Origin of the sequence: Nocardia sp. XZ_19_231 (assembly GCF_015355705.1) — a bacterium.
GTDB lineage: Bacteria > Actinomycetota > Actinomycetes > Mycobacteriales > Mycobacteriaceae > Nocardia > Nocardia salmonicida.
The window spans coordinates 680,405-695,036 of the sequence record NZ_JACUZI010000001.1 but is presented as its reverse complement, the minus strand read 5'-3'; the positions used below and the strand labels follow the sequence as shown (position 1 = coordinate 695,036).

Here is a 14,632-nt window from a genome sequence, read left to right as displayed (position 1 = left end):
TTGGGGCAACGCACATCCAGTAGTCGCTCGCCGCGTAGGAGGATCGTATGCGTGTCATCAGCGTTATCGCCGACATTCCGGTTGCCGATATCGGAGTCGCCCGGAGTTTCTATGCGGACTATCTCGGGCTCGGGGACGAGGAGTTCAATTTGGGATGGGTGGCACGCTACTCGTCACCCGAGACCGGGGCGAACATCCAACTCGTCACCCAGGACGCGACCGCCCCGGAGAATCCTGTTGTTTCGGTCAAGGTCGACGATGTCGAGGCGGCACTGGCCGCGGCGCAGCAGCGGGGATACGAGATCGTCTACCCGCTGACCACCGAGCCGTGGGGCATCACCCGATTCTTCGTCCGCGCGCCTGATGGGAATGTCTTCAATATCGCCCAGCATCGGGATTAGCGCTGCGTGCTCTCGATGCACGCGGTAGCCACGCGTTCCGCGGCGGCGGTGCCCGAGGCGACGCAGGCAGGGACACCGACGCCGTGGAGGTAGGCGCCCGCGACCGCGATGCCGTCGAGAGGAGCGATGGCGGATTCGAGTGCCGCGATCCGTTCGGTGTGGCCGGGGGCGTACTGCGGAAGGCCGCCGGGCCAACGTTGGACGACCGCTTCGAGCGGGGTGATCGGGATGCCGGTGACGGTGGACAGGTCGGCGACCGCCGCTGCGACGAGGTCGTCGTCGGTCCACGACAGCGATTTGTCGTCGCCGAGGCGGCCGAAGGAGGCGCGGACCAGGGCGACGTCGCGCTCGGCCAGATGGGGCCACTTGCGGCTGGACAGGGTGAAAGCCTTGGCGCGCAAGGGTTCTCCAGTGGCGACGAGGATGCCGGAGTTGTCCGGCAGCGGCGTGTCGCGAGGGAGGGCCATGGCGACGAGCGCCGAGGAGGACAGCTCGATACCGGCGGCGGCCTGCGCTGCTTCGGGCGCTACGTAGTGCAGGAGGCGGGCGGTGACCGGGGCCGGCGTCGCGAGGATGACCGCGTCGACAGCTCCGAGTGGGTCCACAACCCAGCCGCGCGGTGCGCGGGCTACGCGCGTCGCGGCCGTGGTCGTGACGAAGCGGGCTCCCGAAGCTTCGGCCAGCGCGGCGAGCAGGGCTCCGTAGCCATCGCGCAGACCACCGAACACGGGGGCCGAACTAGGGGCGGGCATCGCCGCGCGGACGGCCTCGGTGAGACTCGAAGCACCGTCGTCGAGCGCCTCGGCAAGGGTGGGTAGCGCGGCGCGGACGCCGATGGAAGCACTGATCCCCGCATAGACCCCGCCCAGCAACGGATCGACGCTCCGCTCGACGACCTGCCCGCCGAAACGGTCACCCACCAGGGTCTGCACGTCGACGTCTGAGCCTGGCTTCCAGTGCAGCGGACGCCGCGTCTCGGTGGCGACCCGATCCAGCGTCGCATCGTCGACCAGCCCGCGCAGTGACTCGGCATCAGACGGAATCCCCATCAGGGTGCGCCCCGGCAGCGGATGCGCCGACCCCTGCGCCCAGATCAGCGGCCGCTTTCCGGCAGGTCGCACCAACTGGTCGGCCAGGCCCAGTTCGTTCATCAACTCGATCACCTCGGGCCTGCGCCCGACGAACGCCTCAGCGCCGAGATCGACTGGCTCCCCGGCCAATTCGCGGGTGTGCAGCACCCCGCCGACCCGCCCGCTCTGCTCGAGCACGACGATATCGACGCTGTCTCCCAGCCGCTGCCGCAACCGATACGCCGCGACGAGCCCGCTGATTCCGCCACCGACGACCGCGATCCTCATGCCACGACCGTAGCCTCGGTCGTGCACCGCCGCCGACGCGCACCCTGACGGATGTCGGCCGGGTAACTGGCCATGGGTCTCGCCCATACCGGCCCGAATCGTCCCCCGAGCCTGGCGGCTGCGCCGGTCACCGAGCTCTACAGCGAGTGCACCAACTCGACCAGCGCCGTCAGCACGCCGGGATCGGTATCGGGCAGCACGCCGTGGCCCAGGTTGAAGATGTGCCCGGTCGCACCGAGTGTGATCGCCTCGTCTGCTTCCCGCAGGATCCGCCGAGTCTCGGCCTCGACCGCGTCGAATCCGGCGAACAGGATCGCGGGATCCAGGTTGCCCTGCAAACCTTTTCCGGCGCCGACCCGACGCACCGCATCGGTGAGCGGCACCCGCCAGTCCACGCCGACCACGTCGGCGCCGGCCTCCCCCATCGCGCCGAGCAGCTCGCCCGTGCCGACACCGAAGTGGATACGCGGCACTCCGGCGGAGGCGACCTCCGCGAATACCCGCTCCGAATGCGGCAGCACATACTCGCGGTAATCGGCCAGCGACAGCGCGCCCGCCCAGGAATCGAACAGCTGTACCGCGTCGACGCCGGCCGACAACTGAGCCTGCAGGAAGGCGATGGTGATGTCGGTGAGGGCGCCGAGCAGGGCGTGCCAGGTCTTCGGATCGGCGTGCATCATCGCCTTGGTGCGCTCGTGCTGCTTGCTCGGCCCACCTTCCACCAGGTAGGAGGCGAGGGTGAACGGCGCACCCGCGAAACCGATGAGCGGAGTGTCGCCGAGCGCTGCGGTGAGCAGTCGCACGCCTTCGGTGACCGCGCCGACCTCTTCGGGGCGCAGTCGCGGCAAAGCGCGCACGTCGGCTTCGGTGCGCACCGGCGAGGCGATGACCGGACCGACGCCGGGCACGATGTCGAGGTCGATGCCCGCGGCCTTGAGCGGAACGACGATGTCGGAGAACAGGATTGCCGCGTCGACGCCGTGGCGGCGGATCGGCTGCATGGTGATCTCACACACCAGCTCCGGGTCGAAGCACGACTCGAGCATGCCGACGCCCTTGCGTAGTTCGCGGTACTCCGGCAGTGACCGGCCGGCTTGACGCATGAACCACACCGGGCGCCTGCTCGGCGTCGCGCCGGTGGCGGCGGCCAGGAAAGGGGCATCGGTCAACCGGCGGCGGGTGTAAGTGCTCATCGCCGTTCATCCTAAGCGTCGAGCCCGGATCAGCCGCACGCCTAGTCGAGGTGTGGGACCCACCACACGTTCGGTCCGCCGGGTACCCGACACCCAACGGACCCGTTCGCGTCGCACATCGCGCATCACATCGACGCCGAGAATGCGCCCTCCGCAACACGGCGCGCACGCAACGCGCAAGGCGGCGCGCCTCCGACGGCACCGGGCACCCACCGTCTACCGTTCCTCCTCGTGACACCGCTCGACATCCGCGACGGCGCCGCACCGACCGGGGGAACGCCCCGTGAGCCTGCTTCTTTTCGGGCGGCGGTCGATGCGATGGGCACCGCAACAGTGCACCCACAAATCGAGCTGGCGCCTATCCGGCCTCCGCAACGGTTGGCGCCGTTCTCCTATGCGCTCGGAGCGGAGGTCATCCACCCCGAGGGCCCGGTGGTGCCCACCGACTCCGAGGGGGACGCGTTCGGCAGGCTGATCCTGCTACACGACCCCGACGGCGACGAGGCCTGGAACGGGGTGTTCCGGCTGGTCGCCTACATCCAGGCCGATATCGACGCCGCGCTCGCCGCCGATCCGCTCTTACCCGAGGTCGCGTGGAGCTGGCTGGTCGACTCCCTGGAATCGCGCGGCGAACCGTTCACTGCTCTCGGCGGCACGGTCACCGCGACCAGCTCGGTCCGCTACGGCGATATCGCGGGCCCACCGCGCGCCCACCAGCTCGAACTGCGCGCGTCGTGGACGGCGACGACCACCGAGATGCGCCGACACGTCGAAGCGTTCTGCGAAGTGCTGGCCTTCGCCGCCGGGCTGCCGCCCGCCGGGGTCACCCATTTACGACCGGAGTCCTATACCCGCACCGATCGCCCTTGATCGCCACGTAGAGTTCACGTTTATGTCGGTCGCCGAGGAACCCACCGCAGCAGAGCCCCTGCTCGTCCCTGCCGAGGGCGTTCCACCTGTGCTGGCGACCGCCGACGAGGTCGCCGCGGCCGCCAAAACCCTCGCCGCGGGCACCGGTCCCCTGGCCGTCGACGCCGAACGCGCGTCCGGTTTCCGATATTCGGCACGGGCCTACCTGATCCAGCTCCGCCGCGAAGGCGCGGGCTCGTTCCTCATCGACCCCATTCCCGTTACCGACGCGCTGACCCCTTTGGCCGAGGCGATCAACGACCTCGAGTGGGTCCTGCACTCCGCCGATCAAGACCTGCCCGGCCTCGCCGAACTGGGTTTGCGTCCCGCCCGCCTCTTCGACACCGAACTCGGCGGCCGCATCGCCGGCTACGAACGCGTCGGCCTGGCCGCGATGGTCGAAAACCTCCTCGGCCGCTCTTTGCGCAAAGGTCACGGCGCCGCCGACTGGTCGAGCCGCCCGCTGCCCGACGAGTGGCTCAACTACGCCGCCCTCGACGTGGAACTACTCCTCGAACTGCGCGACACCGTCGCCGCCGACCTCACCGAGCAGGGCAAACTCGACTGGGCCGCAGAGGAATTCGAACACGTCCGCACCATGGACCCGCCCTCCCCCAAGGCCGACCGCTGGCGCCGAACCTCCGGCATCCACACCCTGCGCCGCACCCGCCAACTGGCGATCGTGCGCGAACTGTGGACCACCCGCGACGAACTCGCTCGCGCCCGCGACGTCGCCCCCGCCCGCATCCTGCCCGACTCGGCCATCGTCGCCGCCGCCGCCGGCGAACCCCGCTCGATCGCCCAACTGCGCACCCTCCCCGTCTTCGGCGGCCCCCGCCAACGCCGCTACTCCCGCGACTGGCTGGCCGCCGTCGAACGAGGCCGCACCCTCCCCGACAAACAACTCCCCCCACTGACCCTCCCCTTCGACGGCCCACCACCGGTCAACCGCTGGGAACGCCGCGACCCCGTCGCCGCCGCCCGCCTCACCACCGCCCGCGGCGCCATGGGCGAACTCTCCACCGAACACTCCATCCCGGTCGAGAACCTGCTCTCGCCCGACCTGGTCCGCCGTCTCTGCTGGGATGGACTCCCGGACTACAAGAACGTCGGCACACCCGATGAGTTGTCCGCGAGGATCGAGGCATTTCTCCTCGCCGGCGGTGCTCGCCAATGGCAGCGCACCCTCGCAGTCCCCGCCTTGACCAACGCGCTGACGCCCCCGACCGAGTAGTCGAGCCACGACGCGGGCCAGCTGCCCAGAGGTCGACAGGCAGCCGATGTCAGATAGCGTTGCCAGATTTCACTGCAACCATCGGGAACCCATGTGGATAAACTCGAATTGAAAAACTTGTGCAAGCGACCAAACTATCCACTCCGGTAGATTTCAATGCTAAACACTTGACCCGATTCCATTTGGATTCATCTATATCCGAAATATGGAGCAACGCCAAGGATTGATTTTCGTCGGCAAGATCAATCGTTATCGATTTGAAGACCGTCTTCATCTGCATCGCGAAGACGCTGAAGAATCTGATGGATACAAAGGATGGATCCGGAGATCTATCGAAGCTACGTAGCTCCAGTTCCGATAGAGACAAGTTGTAGCGCCATGGTCTGAAATTGAATCCGAAATGGATCGGAAGATTACCATTAATTAGCGTATATTCGCGATCAGGTGAAGGGGTTGTCATACCGGCTCCCGTTTCGATAGAAGAACACGTTCGACATAGAACTGCGATTATCCATGATATACGACAATTCCCAAGGTGTTACGTGGCCGTCAAAAATTGGGTCAGTTCCCCTGGCTCGTCCAGCTGAAGTGATCCACTGTTGATCATCTAGTCATCGCCTTGCGATGGCCAGTCATGATATGACCGTGCCCCGACTGAACTGGCAAAGTCCTGTAGAGCCATCGGGTCACCATCGATTTCACAGATTGCCCAGAATTGGCCGTCGACCGATTGGGTGAGGGGAACGTGGGTAGTGGGGTGATTGGTCCAGGTGTGGGTGCGGGTACCTGAACGGTCAGTGGTGGTTTGTTCAGTGAGGTGGAGCCCGTCCCAGGCGAAGTCGGTGTGGATGTTGTCTGCCTGGTTTTGCTTGCTGGTTCGGCGGCCGAAGGGGTCGTAGGAGTAGGACCAGGTGTTTTTGTCGGGCGTCGTGACTTCGGTGAGTTGGTCGAAGGCGTTGTAGCGGTAGTGCCAGATTGCGGGCTTGCGGGAGATCCGGGTCTTCTCTTTGCGAATGAGGCGTCCGGCGGTGTCGTAGTGGTAGCGGGTGCGGCCGGCACGGACGAGGAGGTTGTTGCGGTACTCGAAACGCGGATCAGTTGCGGATTCAGAGGGGTTGTGCTCCAGCACAACCGGATCAGATTGTGCTGGAACTCTGGAGATTTCGGTGGTGAGGAGGTTAGACAGTGCGTCGTAGCTGTACTGCTCGGCGACACCGGCGTTGGGGATGGCTATGTCGGTGATGCGCCCGATCACGTCCAGGCTGTAGTCGCGACGGCGACTGGCGGTGGATGTCGTGGTGACATGGCTAGTGACGTAACCGTCTGGGCGCCAAGCATATTCGTCACGTTCGAGCAGTTGACTCGGCGCGCTGGTGTGAGGGTCGAGTCGGACGAGTTCGCGGCTGAGGATGTGGCCGGTGGGGCTGTAGGTATTGTGCTGACCGATTCCGGTACTGTGCCAGCTGTTTTGGCGGCCGATCGGGTCGTGGGTGAGGTCGAAGCGGTGCCCGTCTGCGGTCAGGGCGGCGACCTGACCGGTTGGGGTGCGCTCGTAGCTGGTCGACGCACCGCTGGGAGTGGTGTACCGACTACGACGGCCGTGCTCGTCGTAGTCGTAGATGACGGGGCGGCCGTCAACGTGCTGAGCCAGGACACGCCCCGCCGGAGTATGGGTGAAGGTGACCGAATGGATCAGGTCGGCGTGCACACCATTTCGGGCTGTCGCGAGTTGCCCGGCGGGGGTATAGGTATTGGTGATCCATTCTCCGGTATCGGTGCTGACGCCGGTGAATCGACCCAGAATGTCGAAGGTCAGGCGGCGTTGGACACCAGTGGGTGTGGTGACGGCGATGGGACGGTTGAGAAGGTCGTAGTCGGTATGGGTGACCGAGCCGTTGTAGTCGGTTTCGGTGCACAGATTGCCCGCGGAGTCATATTCATAGGTCCACGTGTCGCCGAGGGGGTTGGTGACCGAAGTGAGACGACGTTCGGTGTCGTGGGTGTAGGAAGTAACTGCGCCATCAGCGGTTTCGCGGGTACTGACCAAGTCGAAAGTGCTGTAGACATAGCGGGTGACGGCACCGATCTGGTTGGCGTGGGTGAGCAGGTTCGCTTCACCGTCATAGGTCCAGACCTGGGTGGCGCCATCGGCATCGTTGCGTGACAGCAACTTTCCCTCAGCCGAGTACCGATTAGTGCTGATATTGCCGAGGGGATCGGTAATCGTGACTGGTCGTCCGAACATGTCACGCTCGACGATGGTGATCGCGTTGCCGGGCTCGGTGATCGTGATCGGCAGCCCAGCGGCATCGACATCGATGCTTGTGGTGGCCCCTGTCGATCGTGTCATCGACGCCGGTGCACCACTCGGGTGGTGGGTGTATGTGGTTGTGACACCGTCGGCGTCGGTGATTCTGGTGAGGTTGCCGTGTCCGTCGTAGGTGCGGGTGGTAGTCGTGCCGTCGACATCGGTGATCGTGGCCGGGCGCCGCGGCGCGGCGTAGCTGACCGTGATGGTTGCCTGGTCAGGGCGTCGGAGCAAGACCAGGTCGCCATCAGCGTTGTAAAGATAGACGGTGGTGTTGGAGTATGCGTCCACATGGCGGACCGGCTGGCGGTACTCGTTGTAGTCGGTGAGCGATGTCGCGCCCCGCGGATCGATCAGGTTGCGAAGGCGCAGGTCTTCATCGAACTCGAAGACGGTGGTCGAGCCGAGAGAATTCGTATGATGGGTGCGCGACCGTCGGAACTCGGATGGCGGTTCATACGCGAAGGTTGCGGACAGGATGCCGTCGGTACCGACCTGTTTGATGACCCTCCCGAATCGGTCGTAGGTGTTGTGCATTTCTGTGCCACGGGAGTCGCGCCAGGACAGCATGCGGTGCTGTTCGTCGTAGCGGAAGGTAGTGGTCGCGGCTACACCGTTGGCGACCGAGGCGAGATCACCTGCTGTGTATCCGAATTCGCGAACAACCGTTTTCGCGAAGTCGCCCTCAGGGGTGGTGCCGAGCACGGTCAGGCCGGTGATGCGACTACCGTTGGCGTCGATACGGACTCGGTAGCCGCCGCTGTGGGTGACCTCGGCCGGTTGGCCGGTGCTGGTGTAGTGGAAAGTGATTCGGTTGTGGTGGCGGTCGGTGATCTCGGAGATCGGATAGTTGCCGAGCGGGGCTTCCGTTGCGGTCGACGTCCCGGTCGGCCGGAAGCTCCAGGTGAGTTCGCGGTCAGGGTCGTGCACCGAGTATCCGCCGGTTTCAGCGCGGGTCATCGTCGCGCGGGTGCCCTGGTGCACAGGGCGAACCGGGACATCGGGTGCGGTGTGGGGGAATTGCCACAGCTCACCGTCGGGCCCGACGAACCTGACTCCGACCTGGTCGACTTCGACGCGCATGTCCAGCGTCGCTGCCCAGGAAGGCCCGAACCAGCGTCCGAAGCGGTAAGACGAACGGTGTCGGCGGGTCAGGACCAGTGCCAACACCCCAGGCAGGTCGATATCGGTTGCGGGGAGAAGGAACTCACCGGTCGCTACGTCGACCGGGTCACCACAGTCGATGGTTTGCTTCGCGGTCTTGTTGAGATCTGGTTTCTCGGAGCCGGATTGGTCGGGAAGCTTGCTGGTATCGCTCGGAGTGCTCGCGGGTTTCGTAGCACCCGGGGTATCCGGATTGTCGGTCGTTTTGGACGGAGTGTCGGGTGTACTCGCCGGATTCGTAGGCGTGTCAGGCTGTTTGGTAGTCGACGGCGTTGTCGAGGTGTCGGTGTTCTTCGCCGCCGCGGGGCTCGTGGTGGTGGTGTCGGCGTCCTTCGACGTCTTCGACGGGGTCTTCTTGAACGCCTTCGCGATATCACCGAACGCCGACTTCAACTGCTTGAGCAACGGATTCAACTTCGCCATCGTCTTAGCCAACTTCGAAAACAACTTCGAAATCGTCGCCACAGTCTTCGCGATATACGCAGTGGCCTGGACCGCAACCAACGGGGTCGCCAGACCAACCGAGAACACCAACTCCGCAGCCCAGACCGCGAGGCGACCGACGGTTTGGGCTACCAGGTCACGCACGGTTTCGCGGACCGCTGCCACGATCCCACCCGCCATACGGATCGCTGAAGCTGCCGCAGTCGCAGCAGTGTTCGCCGCAGTGAGCAGGTTCGTGGTATTGGAAGCTGCGGATTTGTAGGCAGTGGCGGTCTGGCCGGTCCAGTCCGAAACATCGGCAGAAACCGCGGCGTTCTGAGCCGTCGCTACCTCGCTGATCCGGGCAGCGACGTTGTCCCAAGTTTTGGCACCTCGATCTGGGCAGGGTCGCCCGCGATCCAATCCAGGGCATCTTGCAATGGTTGGCAGTGTTCGATCAGCCAACCGACGCCGTAACCGGCCAAGGTGCCGAGCGGGTCCACAACGAGGGAGACTGCTTCGGCGCCGAGGCCGACGACACCCAGGCCTACTTCGATCCAGGACCCACCCGAGATCGCGTCGGAGAGGTCGGTGACCGAGCTGACCAGACTGATGCCGGTGGACCAGTCGGTGGTGTCTTCCTTCGCCGCGATCAACGGGTTGGCGGCCATTACAGGCCGGACTCTTGGGCCTTGAGCGCGGCAGCATTGGTGGTGTCGCGGGTAGTGAACGCATCAGCAACGGCGGTAAGGTTCGAGCTGGTATCACCAAAGGCATCGATCGCGGCCTGGATCGCGTCGATGCCATCGGTCTCCACTGAGTCGACGAACAACGGACCGAGGAACGCACACAGCTTCCCGAAAGCGTCCGAGGGAGCTGAGACGGCTTGGGCTGCTTCGAGGGCCTCGGTCAACCCTGAACCAGCCGAGGTGACGTTGGTGGCGTGGGTTTTGATCTTGTCCGGGGAGACGCTGAGTTCCCCGCCTGCACTGGTCATATTCGGTGCCCCGCCCCTCGTGTGATGCCACCCCTGAGTCGGCGGGCACTCCCTGCCCGCGACCTGCGATGTCGAACCTGATCGACCAGGTCGAAACCACCGGAAGAACCAGCACGTCAGACCTGCGGCACGCAGTGCCAATCGCCGAGCGTAGCGGATGTGGGCGGGTTGGTATGTGCGGTGAAATCGATGGAACCGGAAGGGGCTTCGATGCGTCTAAGGACGTGAAGGAGTGCCATCTCAGTGGTCGGAAGTGTGATGCGCGGGGCGGTGAAGATCAATGCTCGACCGTAGGACTCGCGACCGTCGGGCGTTCGCTGTGGGTTGTTGCCGAGGGTTTGGCAGCCCTCTGGCACGGAACTCGCTGGGGTTGTGGACGTTTCCTGGGTCGGGGCAGTGAGGTGAATTGGGTGAGGTGGTGTCGTAGGCTGTGCGGAACGACGGGGTGTCGGGTGCGGGGAGCATTCGGGGCGGCTGTGGGGTTGGTGCGGGCTCGGCCGGACGGTGTGGCTCGTTGATCGGGGAAGACGGAGGATGCTCGTGCGGCGACGGTCTGCGGTGATGACCACGGTGTTGTGTGGAGTGCTTGCGGCGGCGGGGTGTTCCACTACCGAGAGTGGGAATGCACAGCCGAGTGCGGCCACCGACCAGGCAGCGGCTACTGCTGCCCTGTGGGACCCGTGCACGCAGATCCCGGATTCGACGCTGACGAGCTTGGGTTTGGATGTGGCGTCGAAGCGGTCCGGAATCCTCGGTGCCGAAGAACCGGGGTGGAAAATCTGTGGGTGGGAAGATGCCGAGTTCCCCCCGAACTACGGTGTCGGCGCGTACTCGACGATCCACACAATCGATGAAGTCCGGGCGAAGCCTACCAATATCGCGTTTTCGGATGTCGTAGTCGCAGGCCGCAGCGGCGTGCAATACCGGCAGACCCACAACGACGCGAATGAGGAATGCTCCCTCGCCTTCCCGACCGCGAGCGGGTTTGCACAAATCGACCTGCTCAATAGCAGTACGAAGTCGAAGTCTGTGCCGCCGTGCGATCGGCTGAAACCGATCGCGGAGGCGATCGTTCCTTTGTTTCCCAAGTGAATCGTCGAAAAGATTAGGGGGTGCGGTGGCTCCAACTGATGAGAAGTCCCGCTGGCAATACTTGAATGAGGAGGCAAAGGCCGGTCGCCTCTACCTCGACCCGTCGGTTGCCACAAGCTGCCGCGATGCAAGCAACAATCAGATTGCGCTCTTTATCCAGCTCAAGAGCGACCTACAACGACTATCGGCTGTGACCGGCCTTGGAAGGTTCACCGCCGCCGACGAGCTCTCCAAGATGCTAGGCATGAAAGCTATTGGCGGAGAACGAGATTTCAACACCGCGTTCGAGGAACACATAGCAGTTCTCGAACTCATTCGCGACACCATCGAGATCTCGGTGAAAAAGTATGAAGACCAGCAAATAGCCCAGGCACAAGCACTGACTTCACAGGGCGCCAACATCACTGGCGGTGATCAATAATGTCATTTCTGGACAGCGCTCTCAGTGCTTTCCCGATCGGTCGCGAATACGTCCAGCTCAAGAATTATGCGGAAGGCAGTAAGCCGACCAGGTCTACGGATGAGAGCCCAGACGCATCGGTCGCGCGGAATCGGCTGACGCAGTTGGAAACCTCGTTCGACGGCACCTACCAGAAGCCGCAAGTTCAAAGCGGATCGTACGAAGACCCCGGCGGCATGTCGGACCTGTACGAGCGGGTCTCGGCGATGTCGATGGCTGATGTGAACACGCTGCACACCCGCTGGGAAACGTTGCGCAACAAGCTGGAAGAGGGATTCAAGACCTACGACGCGGAGATCGCGAAGGCCATCTCGGAGAAGTGGACCGGTAACGCGGCGGCGAGCGCCGGCAAGGGGATCCAGGAGTACGTCGAGAAATCCGGCAACCTGTTGGGTTCGGCGCAGATGATGGCCGAGAAGGTGAAGCTGGTCGAGTCGGCCATGCAGATCACCAAGGATCGGGTCAAGCCGCACGAAGGTTCCACGATCAGCGGGATCGCGAGTTACATTCCCGGACCCACCTGGAAGATGGACAGCCACAACGCCGATACCGCGAAATCCGAAGGGGCGGAGGTGGTCAGGGGCGTCTACTACACGGCGATCGGGCAAGCCGATACCAACGTCCCACTGGTGCCGCAGCCGTACAACCCCCTCGACACGGGGTCGAAGACGGTCGACGGCAAGGGCACCCAGGGCGAGACCACCGACACGAAGCCGACCACGCAACAACCCACGACGCAGCAGCCCACCACCGAACAACCCACCACCGAACAGCCGACCACCGAGACACCGACGACGGAGGATCCGTCCGACGACGACACCGGTGACGACACCACTCCGTCGAGCACGGAGCCTGCGGCAACGACCACACCGCAGTCGACCATGCCGACCACGCCGACAGGCACCACCCCCGCGTCGACGACGCCGATGGGGACCGGCGGCTCTCCGGGCGGGGGCTCGCCCGGTGCAGGGACACCCGGTTCCGGCGTTCCGGGAGCGGCCGTTCCGGGCACACCGGGAGGCGCGACCGCCGGGAAAACTGGTGCGGGCGCAGGAGGTTCGGGTTCCGGCGGCGCGGGCCGCGGGATGTCGGGCATGGGCGGCATGGGCGCCGGTGGCGGCAAGGGCGGCAAGGGCGATGACGAGAAGGAATCCGGGACGAAGGACTATCTGATCAATCAGGAAAACGGTGAAGAACTCACGGGGCTCAGCGAGGATCAGCGAGCCAAGACGGTGCCGCCGGTGATCGGCGAATGAGCCAGGGACAGTGGCAGTTCAGCGCGCTCGGGTTCACGGTGCTGTGGCGCGCGGCGGATCGCGATGTGCTGCCGTATCCCCTGCAGACCCATACCGACGCGGTGACCGTGGACGACTACGACCGCATGTGGCAGGACGAGGCGCAGCGGATTCTGCCGACGTTCGACCATTCGCTGGAAGCCGCGTTGCGGATCCTGCTCGAGCCGGAAGCGCGGTTCGAACTGGCCGGGTACGGCGACGAGGAGAAGTTGCGGTCGTTCGCGGCGGTGCGGGGGCAGCAGGCGGTGCTGGTGGAACAGCAGCGGGTGCCGCTCGACCGCGAGGGTGGGGACATCCGGATGAGCATGCTCGAGATCGAGCAGTTGCCCGACAAGCTCCTTGCCCGGCTGCCGAAGACGGGGGCGGCAGGCGGGGACGTGTTCTCGATGAACAGCAACGACCTCGACGAGGAAGCGCCCTACGATCCGTGGGCGGCCGACCGGCGGACTCCACAGCAGAAGGCGGATGATTTCTTCGGGCGCGCACGGTCGACGCTGGTGTACGTGGCGGGCTATCCGGGCGCCGCGACGGACAACCGACCGCAATCCGGACAGGGCTTCCACGTGATGGATTTCCCGGATGGACGCTACCTGGTCACCGAACGTGGCTCTGTGATCGAGGCGCGACCGGGTGATACCGGTGATGCCAGAGGGTCGTTGGTCCGGTTGATGAAATCGGCGCTCGCGATCTATCGCGAGGACAACGAGCCCGTATATCGGTAGGCGCGCATCGACCCTGCCGCTGGGTGCGGCAGGGTCGATGAGTGGTTTCCGGGCGGAAGCTCGGTGTCCAGCGGCACTAAATCAGTCGCCCCGACACGTGCTCGACGCTAGCGTTGATTCTCGCCGTCACGCCGCCGTCGAAAGGTCATGCCGTGCTCGAAGCCGAAGCGATTGCCGCCAATCGGGCGAATTGGGACGACCGGGCCGACGTGCACGCGCGGTCGCGGATGTACGACGTCGATGCCTTCCTGGCCGATCCGGACGATATTTCCTCGGTGGTGCGCAACGATCTCGCGGTGCTGGCGCCGCACCTCTCGGAATCCGGGATCCAGGGGCGGTCGCTGCTGCATCTGCAGTGTCACATCGGTACCGACACCGTGTCCTGGGCGCGGTTGGGCGCGGTGGAGGTACACGGGCTGGATCTGTCGCCGAACTCGCTGCGGCACGCGGCGCGGATCGCCGAGGCCGACGGACGCGACATCACCTGGGTCGAAGGGGACGCGCGGTTCGCCTCGACGCTGCTCGACCGGCGCTTCGACACCATCGTGACCAGTGCGGGAACCATCGTCTGGCTGCCGGAGCTCACCGCTTGGGCGCGGTCGATTCATGACCTGCTCGAACCGGGTGGGGTGTTCGTGATCCGCGACGACCATCCGATTCTGGGTGCGATGCGGTTCGAACCGTGGGAGATCGACGACGATTACCTCGGTGGCGGTGGCGCTCGGAGCTACTCGGACTCGGGTACCTACACCGAGGAATCGGACGGACAGATCGCCCACACCAGCCATCACGAGTGGCGCCACGATCTGGGCGAGATCGTCGGAGCGCTGCTGGGCGCCGGGCTCGTCATCGAAGCGTTGACCGAACTGGCCTACATGGATTGGCCCGCGTTTTCCGATCTCGTACCCTGCGAGCAAGGGTGGACGCTGCCCGACGGAGCACCGCGTATCCCGTTGAACTTCGCGGTAGTCGCTCGACGGCCGCACCACTGAACGAACTCGGATCGGACATCCCGAGGGGACCGTTCGGCAGCGAGGTACGCGGCGCCTGAGCGGGTCAGCACCCGACACGCGGCG

At 64.8% G+C, this 14,632-nt stretch carries 13 protein-coding genes; 8 read left to right on the top strand and 5 right to left on the bottom strand.

The annotated features are described in order from the left end of the window. Positions 1 to 47: 47 nt before the first annotated feature. A complete protein-coding gene (locus IBJ82_RS02985; protein ID WP_194824387.1) occupies positions 48 to 401 on the top strand; it encodes a VOC family protein in 354 nt (117 codons plus the stop codon). Here the strand turns inward: IBJ82_RS02985 and IBJ82_RS02980 are convergent. Both IBJ82_RS02980 and hemE read right to left on the bottom strand, forming a co-directional pair. Then, positions 398 to 1,759, bottom strand: coding sequence for a protoporphyrinogen oxidase (locus tag IBJ82_RS02980; protein ID WP_194824386.1), 1,362 nt, complete (start codon positions 1,757 to 1,759; stop codon positions 398 to 400). The genes IBJ82_RS02985 and IBJ82_RS02980 overlap by 4 nt on opposite strands. Before the next feature lie 137 nt (positions 1,760 to 1,896). Continuing rightward, positions 1,897 to 2,952 carry a uroporphyrinogen decarboxylase gene (hemE, locus tag IBJ82_RS02975; protein ID WP_194824385.1) on the bottom strand — a complete coding sequence of 352 codons (1,056 nt, stop codon included), beginning with the start codon at positions 2,950 to 2,952 and terminating at the stop codon, positions 1,897 to 1,899. Between the two features lie 318 nt (positions 2,953 to 3,270). Between hemE and IBJ82_RS02970 the strand changes: the two genes are divergently transcribed. Then, positions 3,271 to 3,822: a DUF3000 domain-containing protein gene (locus tag IBJ82_RS02970; RefSeq protein WP_228536619.1), complete on the top strand. Its 552-nt coding sequence runs from the start codon at positions 3,271 to 3,273 to the stop codon at positions 3,820 to 3,822. A gap of 22 nt (positions 3,823 to 3,844) precedes the next feature. Beyond that, positions 3,845 to 5,095, top strand: a complete 1,251-nt coding sequence (locus IBJ82_RS02965) for a ribonuclease D (RefSeq protein ID WP_194824383.1) — start codon at positions 3,845 to 3,847, stop codon at positions 5,093 to 5,095. A gap of 607 nt (positions 5,096 to 5,702) precedes the next feature. Here the strand turns inward: IBJ82_RS02965 and IBJ82_RS02960 are convergent. The 3 genes from IBJ82_RS02960 to IBJ82_RS02950 form a co-directional block, all read right to left on the bottom strand. Then, positions 5,703 to 8,990 (bottom strand): DUF6531 domain-containing protein, encoded by a 3,288-nt coding sequence (locus IBJ82_RS02960; protein WP_194824382.1) that lies wholly within the window; start codon positions 8,988 to 8,990, stop codon positions 5,703 to 5,705. 347 nt (positions 8,991 to 9,337) lie between these two features. After that, positions 9,338 to 9,661 carry a hypothetical protein gene (locus IBJ82_RS02955; RefSeq protein ID WP_194824381.1) on the bottom strand — a complete coding sequence of 108 codons (324 nt, stop codon included), beginning with the start codon at positions 9,659 to 9,661 and terminating at the stop codon, positions 9,338 to 9,340. Continuing rightward, entirely contained in the window at positions 9,661 to 9,987 is a 327-nt protein-coding gene (locus tag IBJ82_RS02950; RefSeq protein WP_194824380.1) for a type VII secretion target, read from the bottom strand. Before IBJ82_RS02950 ends, IBJ82_RS02955 begins: the two co-directional genes overlap by 1 nt. A 561-nt stretch (positions 9,988 to 10,548) precedes the next feature. Between IBJ82_RS02950 and IBJ82_RS02945 the strand changes: the two genes are divergently transcribed. The 5 genes from IBJ82_RS02945 (at position 10,549) to IBJ82_RS02925 (ending at position 14,548) form a co-directional block, all read left to right on the top strand. Next, positions 10,549 to 11,079 (top strand): DUF3558 domain-containing protein, encoded by a 531-nt coding sequence (locus IBJ82_RS02945; RefSeq protein ID WP_194824379.1) that lies wholly within the window; start codon positions 10,549 to 10,551, stop codon positions 11,077 to 11,079. A gap of 25 nt (positions 11,080 to 11,104) precedes the next feature. Continuing rightward, positions 11,105 to 11,500, top strand: coding sequence for a hypothetical protein (locus IBJ82_RS02940; RefSeq protein ID WP_194824378.1), 396 nt, complete (start codon positions 11,105 to 11,107; stop codon positions 11,498 to 11,500). A gap of 143 nt (positions 11,501 to 11,643) precedes the next feature. Next, positions 11,644 to 12,795, top strand: a complete 1,152-nt coding sequence (locus tag IBJ82_RS02935) for a hypothetical protein (protein WP_194824377.1) — start codon at positions 11,644 to 11,646, stop codon at positions 12,793 to 12,795. Then, positions 12,792 to 13,556, top strand: a complete 765-nt coding sequence (locus tag IBJ82_RS02930) for an ESX secretion-associated protein EspG (RefSeq protein ID WP_194824376.1) — start codon at positions 12,792 to 12,794, stop codon at positions 13,554 to 13,556. The genes IBJ82_RS02935 and IBJ82_RS02930 overlap by 4 nt, the downstream gene beginning before the upstream one ends. A gap of 152 nt (positions 13,557 to 13,708) precedes the next feature. Further along, a complete protein-coding gene (locus IBJ82_RS02925; protein ID WP_194824375.1) occupies positions 13,709 to 14,548 on the top strand; it encodes a class I SAM-dependent methyltransferase in 840 nt (279 codons plus the stop codon). The last annotated feature ends 84 nt before the right edge of the window (positions 14,549 to 14,632 follow it).

Excerpts from the sequence above, each read along its gene's own strand:
- IBJ82_RS02970 (WP_228536619.1), top strand. The coding sequence starts at position 3,271 with ATGGGCACCGCAACAGTGCACCCACAAATCGAGCTGGCGCCTATCCGG.
- IBJ82_RS02955 (WP_194824381.1), bottom strand. The coding sequence starts at position 9,661 with ATGGCCGCCAACCCGTTGATCGCGGCGAAGGAAGACACCACCGACTGG.
- IBJ82_RS02980 (WP_194824386.1), bottom strand. The coding sequence starts at position 1,759 with ATGAGGATCGCGGTCGTCGGTGGCGGAATCAGCGGGCTCGTCGCGGCG.
- IBJ82_RS02930 (WP_194824376.1), top strand. The coding sequence starts at position 12,792 with ATGAGCCAGGGACAGTGGCAGTTCAGCGCGCTCGGGTTCACGGTGCTG.
- hemE (WP_194824385.1), bottom strand. The coding sequence starts at position 2,952 with ATGAGCACTTACACCCGCCGCCGGTTGACCGATGCCCCTTTCCTGGCC.
- IBJ82_RS02965 (WP_194824383.1), top strand. The coding sequence starts at position 3,845 with ATGTCGGTCGCCGAGGAACCCACCGCAGCAGAGCCCCTGCTCGTCCCT.
- IBJ82_RS02945 (WP_194824379.1), top strand. The coding sequence starts at position 10,549 with ATGACCACGGTGTTGTGTGGAGTGCTTGCGGCGGCGGGGTGTTCCACT.
- IBJ82_RS02985 (WP_194824387.1), top strand. The coding sequence starts at position 48 with ATGCGTGTCATCAGCGTTATCGCCGACATTCCGGTTGCCGATATCGGA.
- IBJ82_RS02960 (WP_194824382.1), bottom strand. The coding sequence starts at position 8,990 with ATGGCGAAGTTGAATCCGTTGCTCAAGCAGTTGAAGTCGGCGTTCGGT.
- IBJ82_RS02950 (WP_194824380.1), bottom strand. The coding sequence starts at position 9,987 with ATGACCAGTGCAGGCGGGGAACTCAGCGTCTCCCCGGACAAGATCAAA.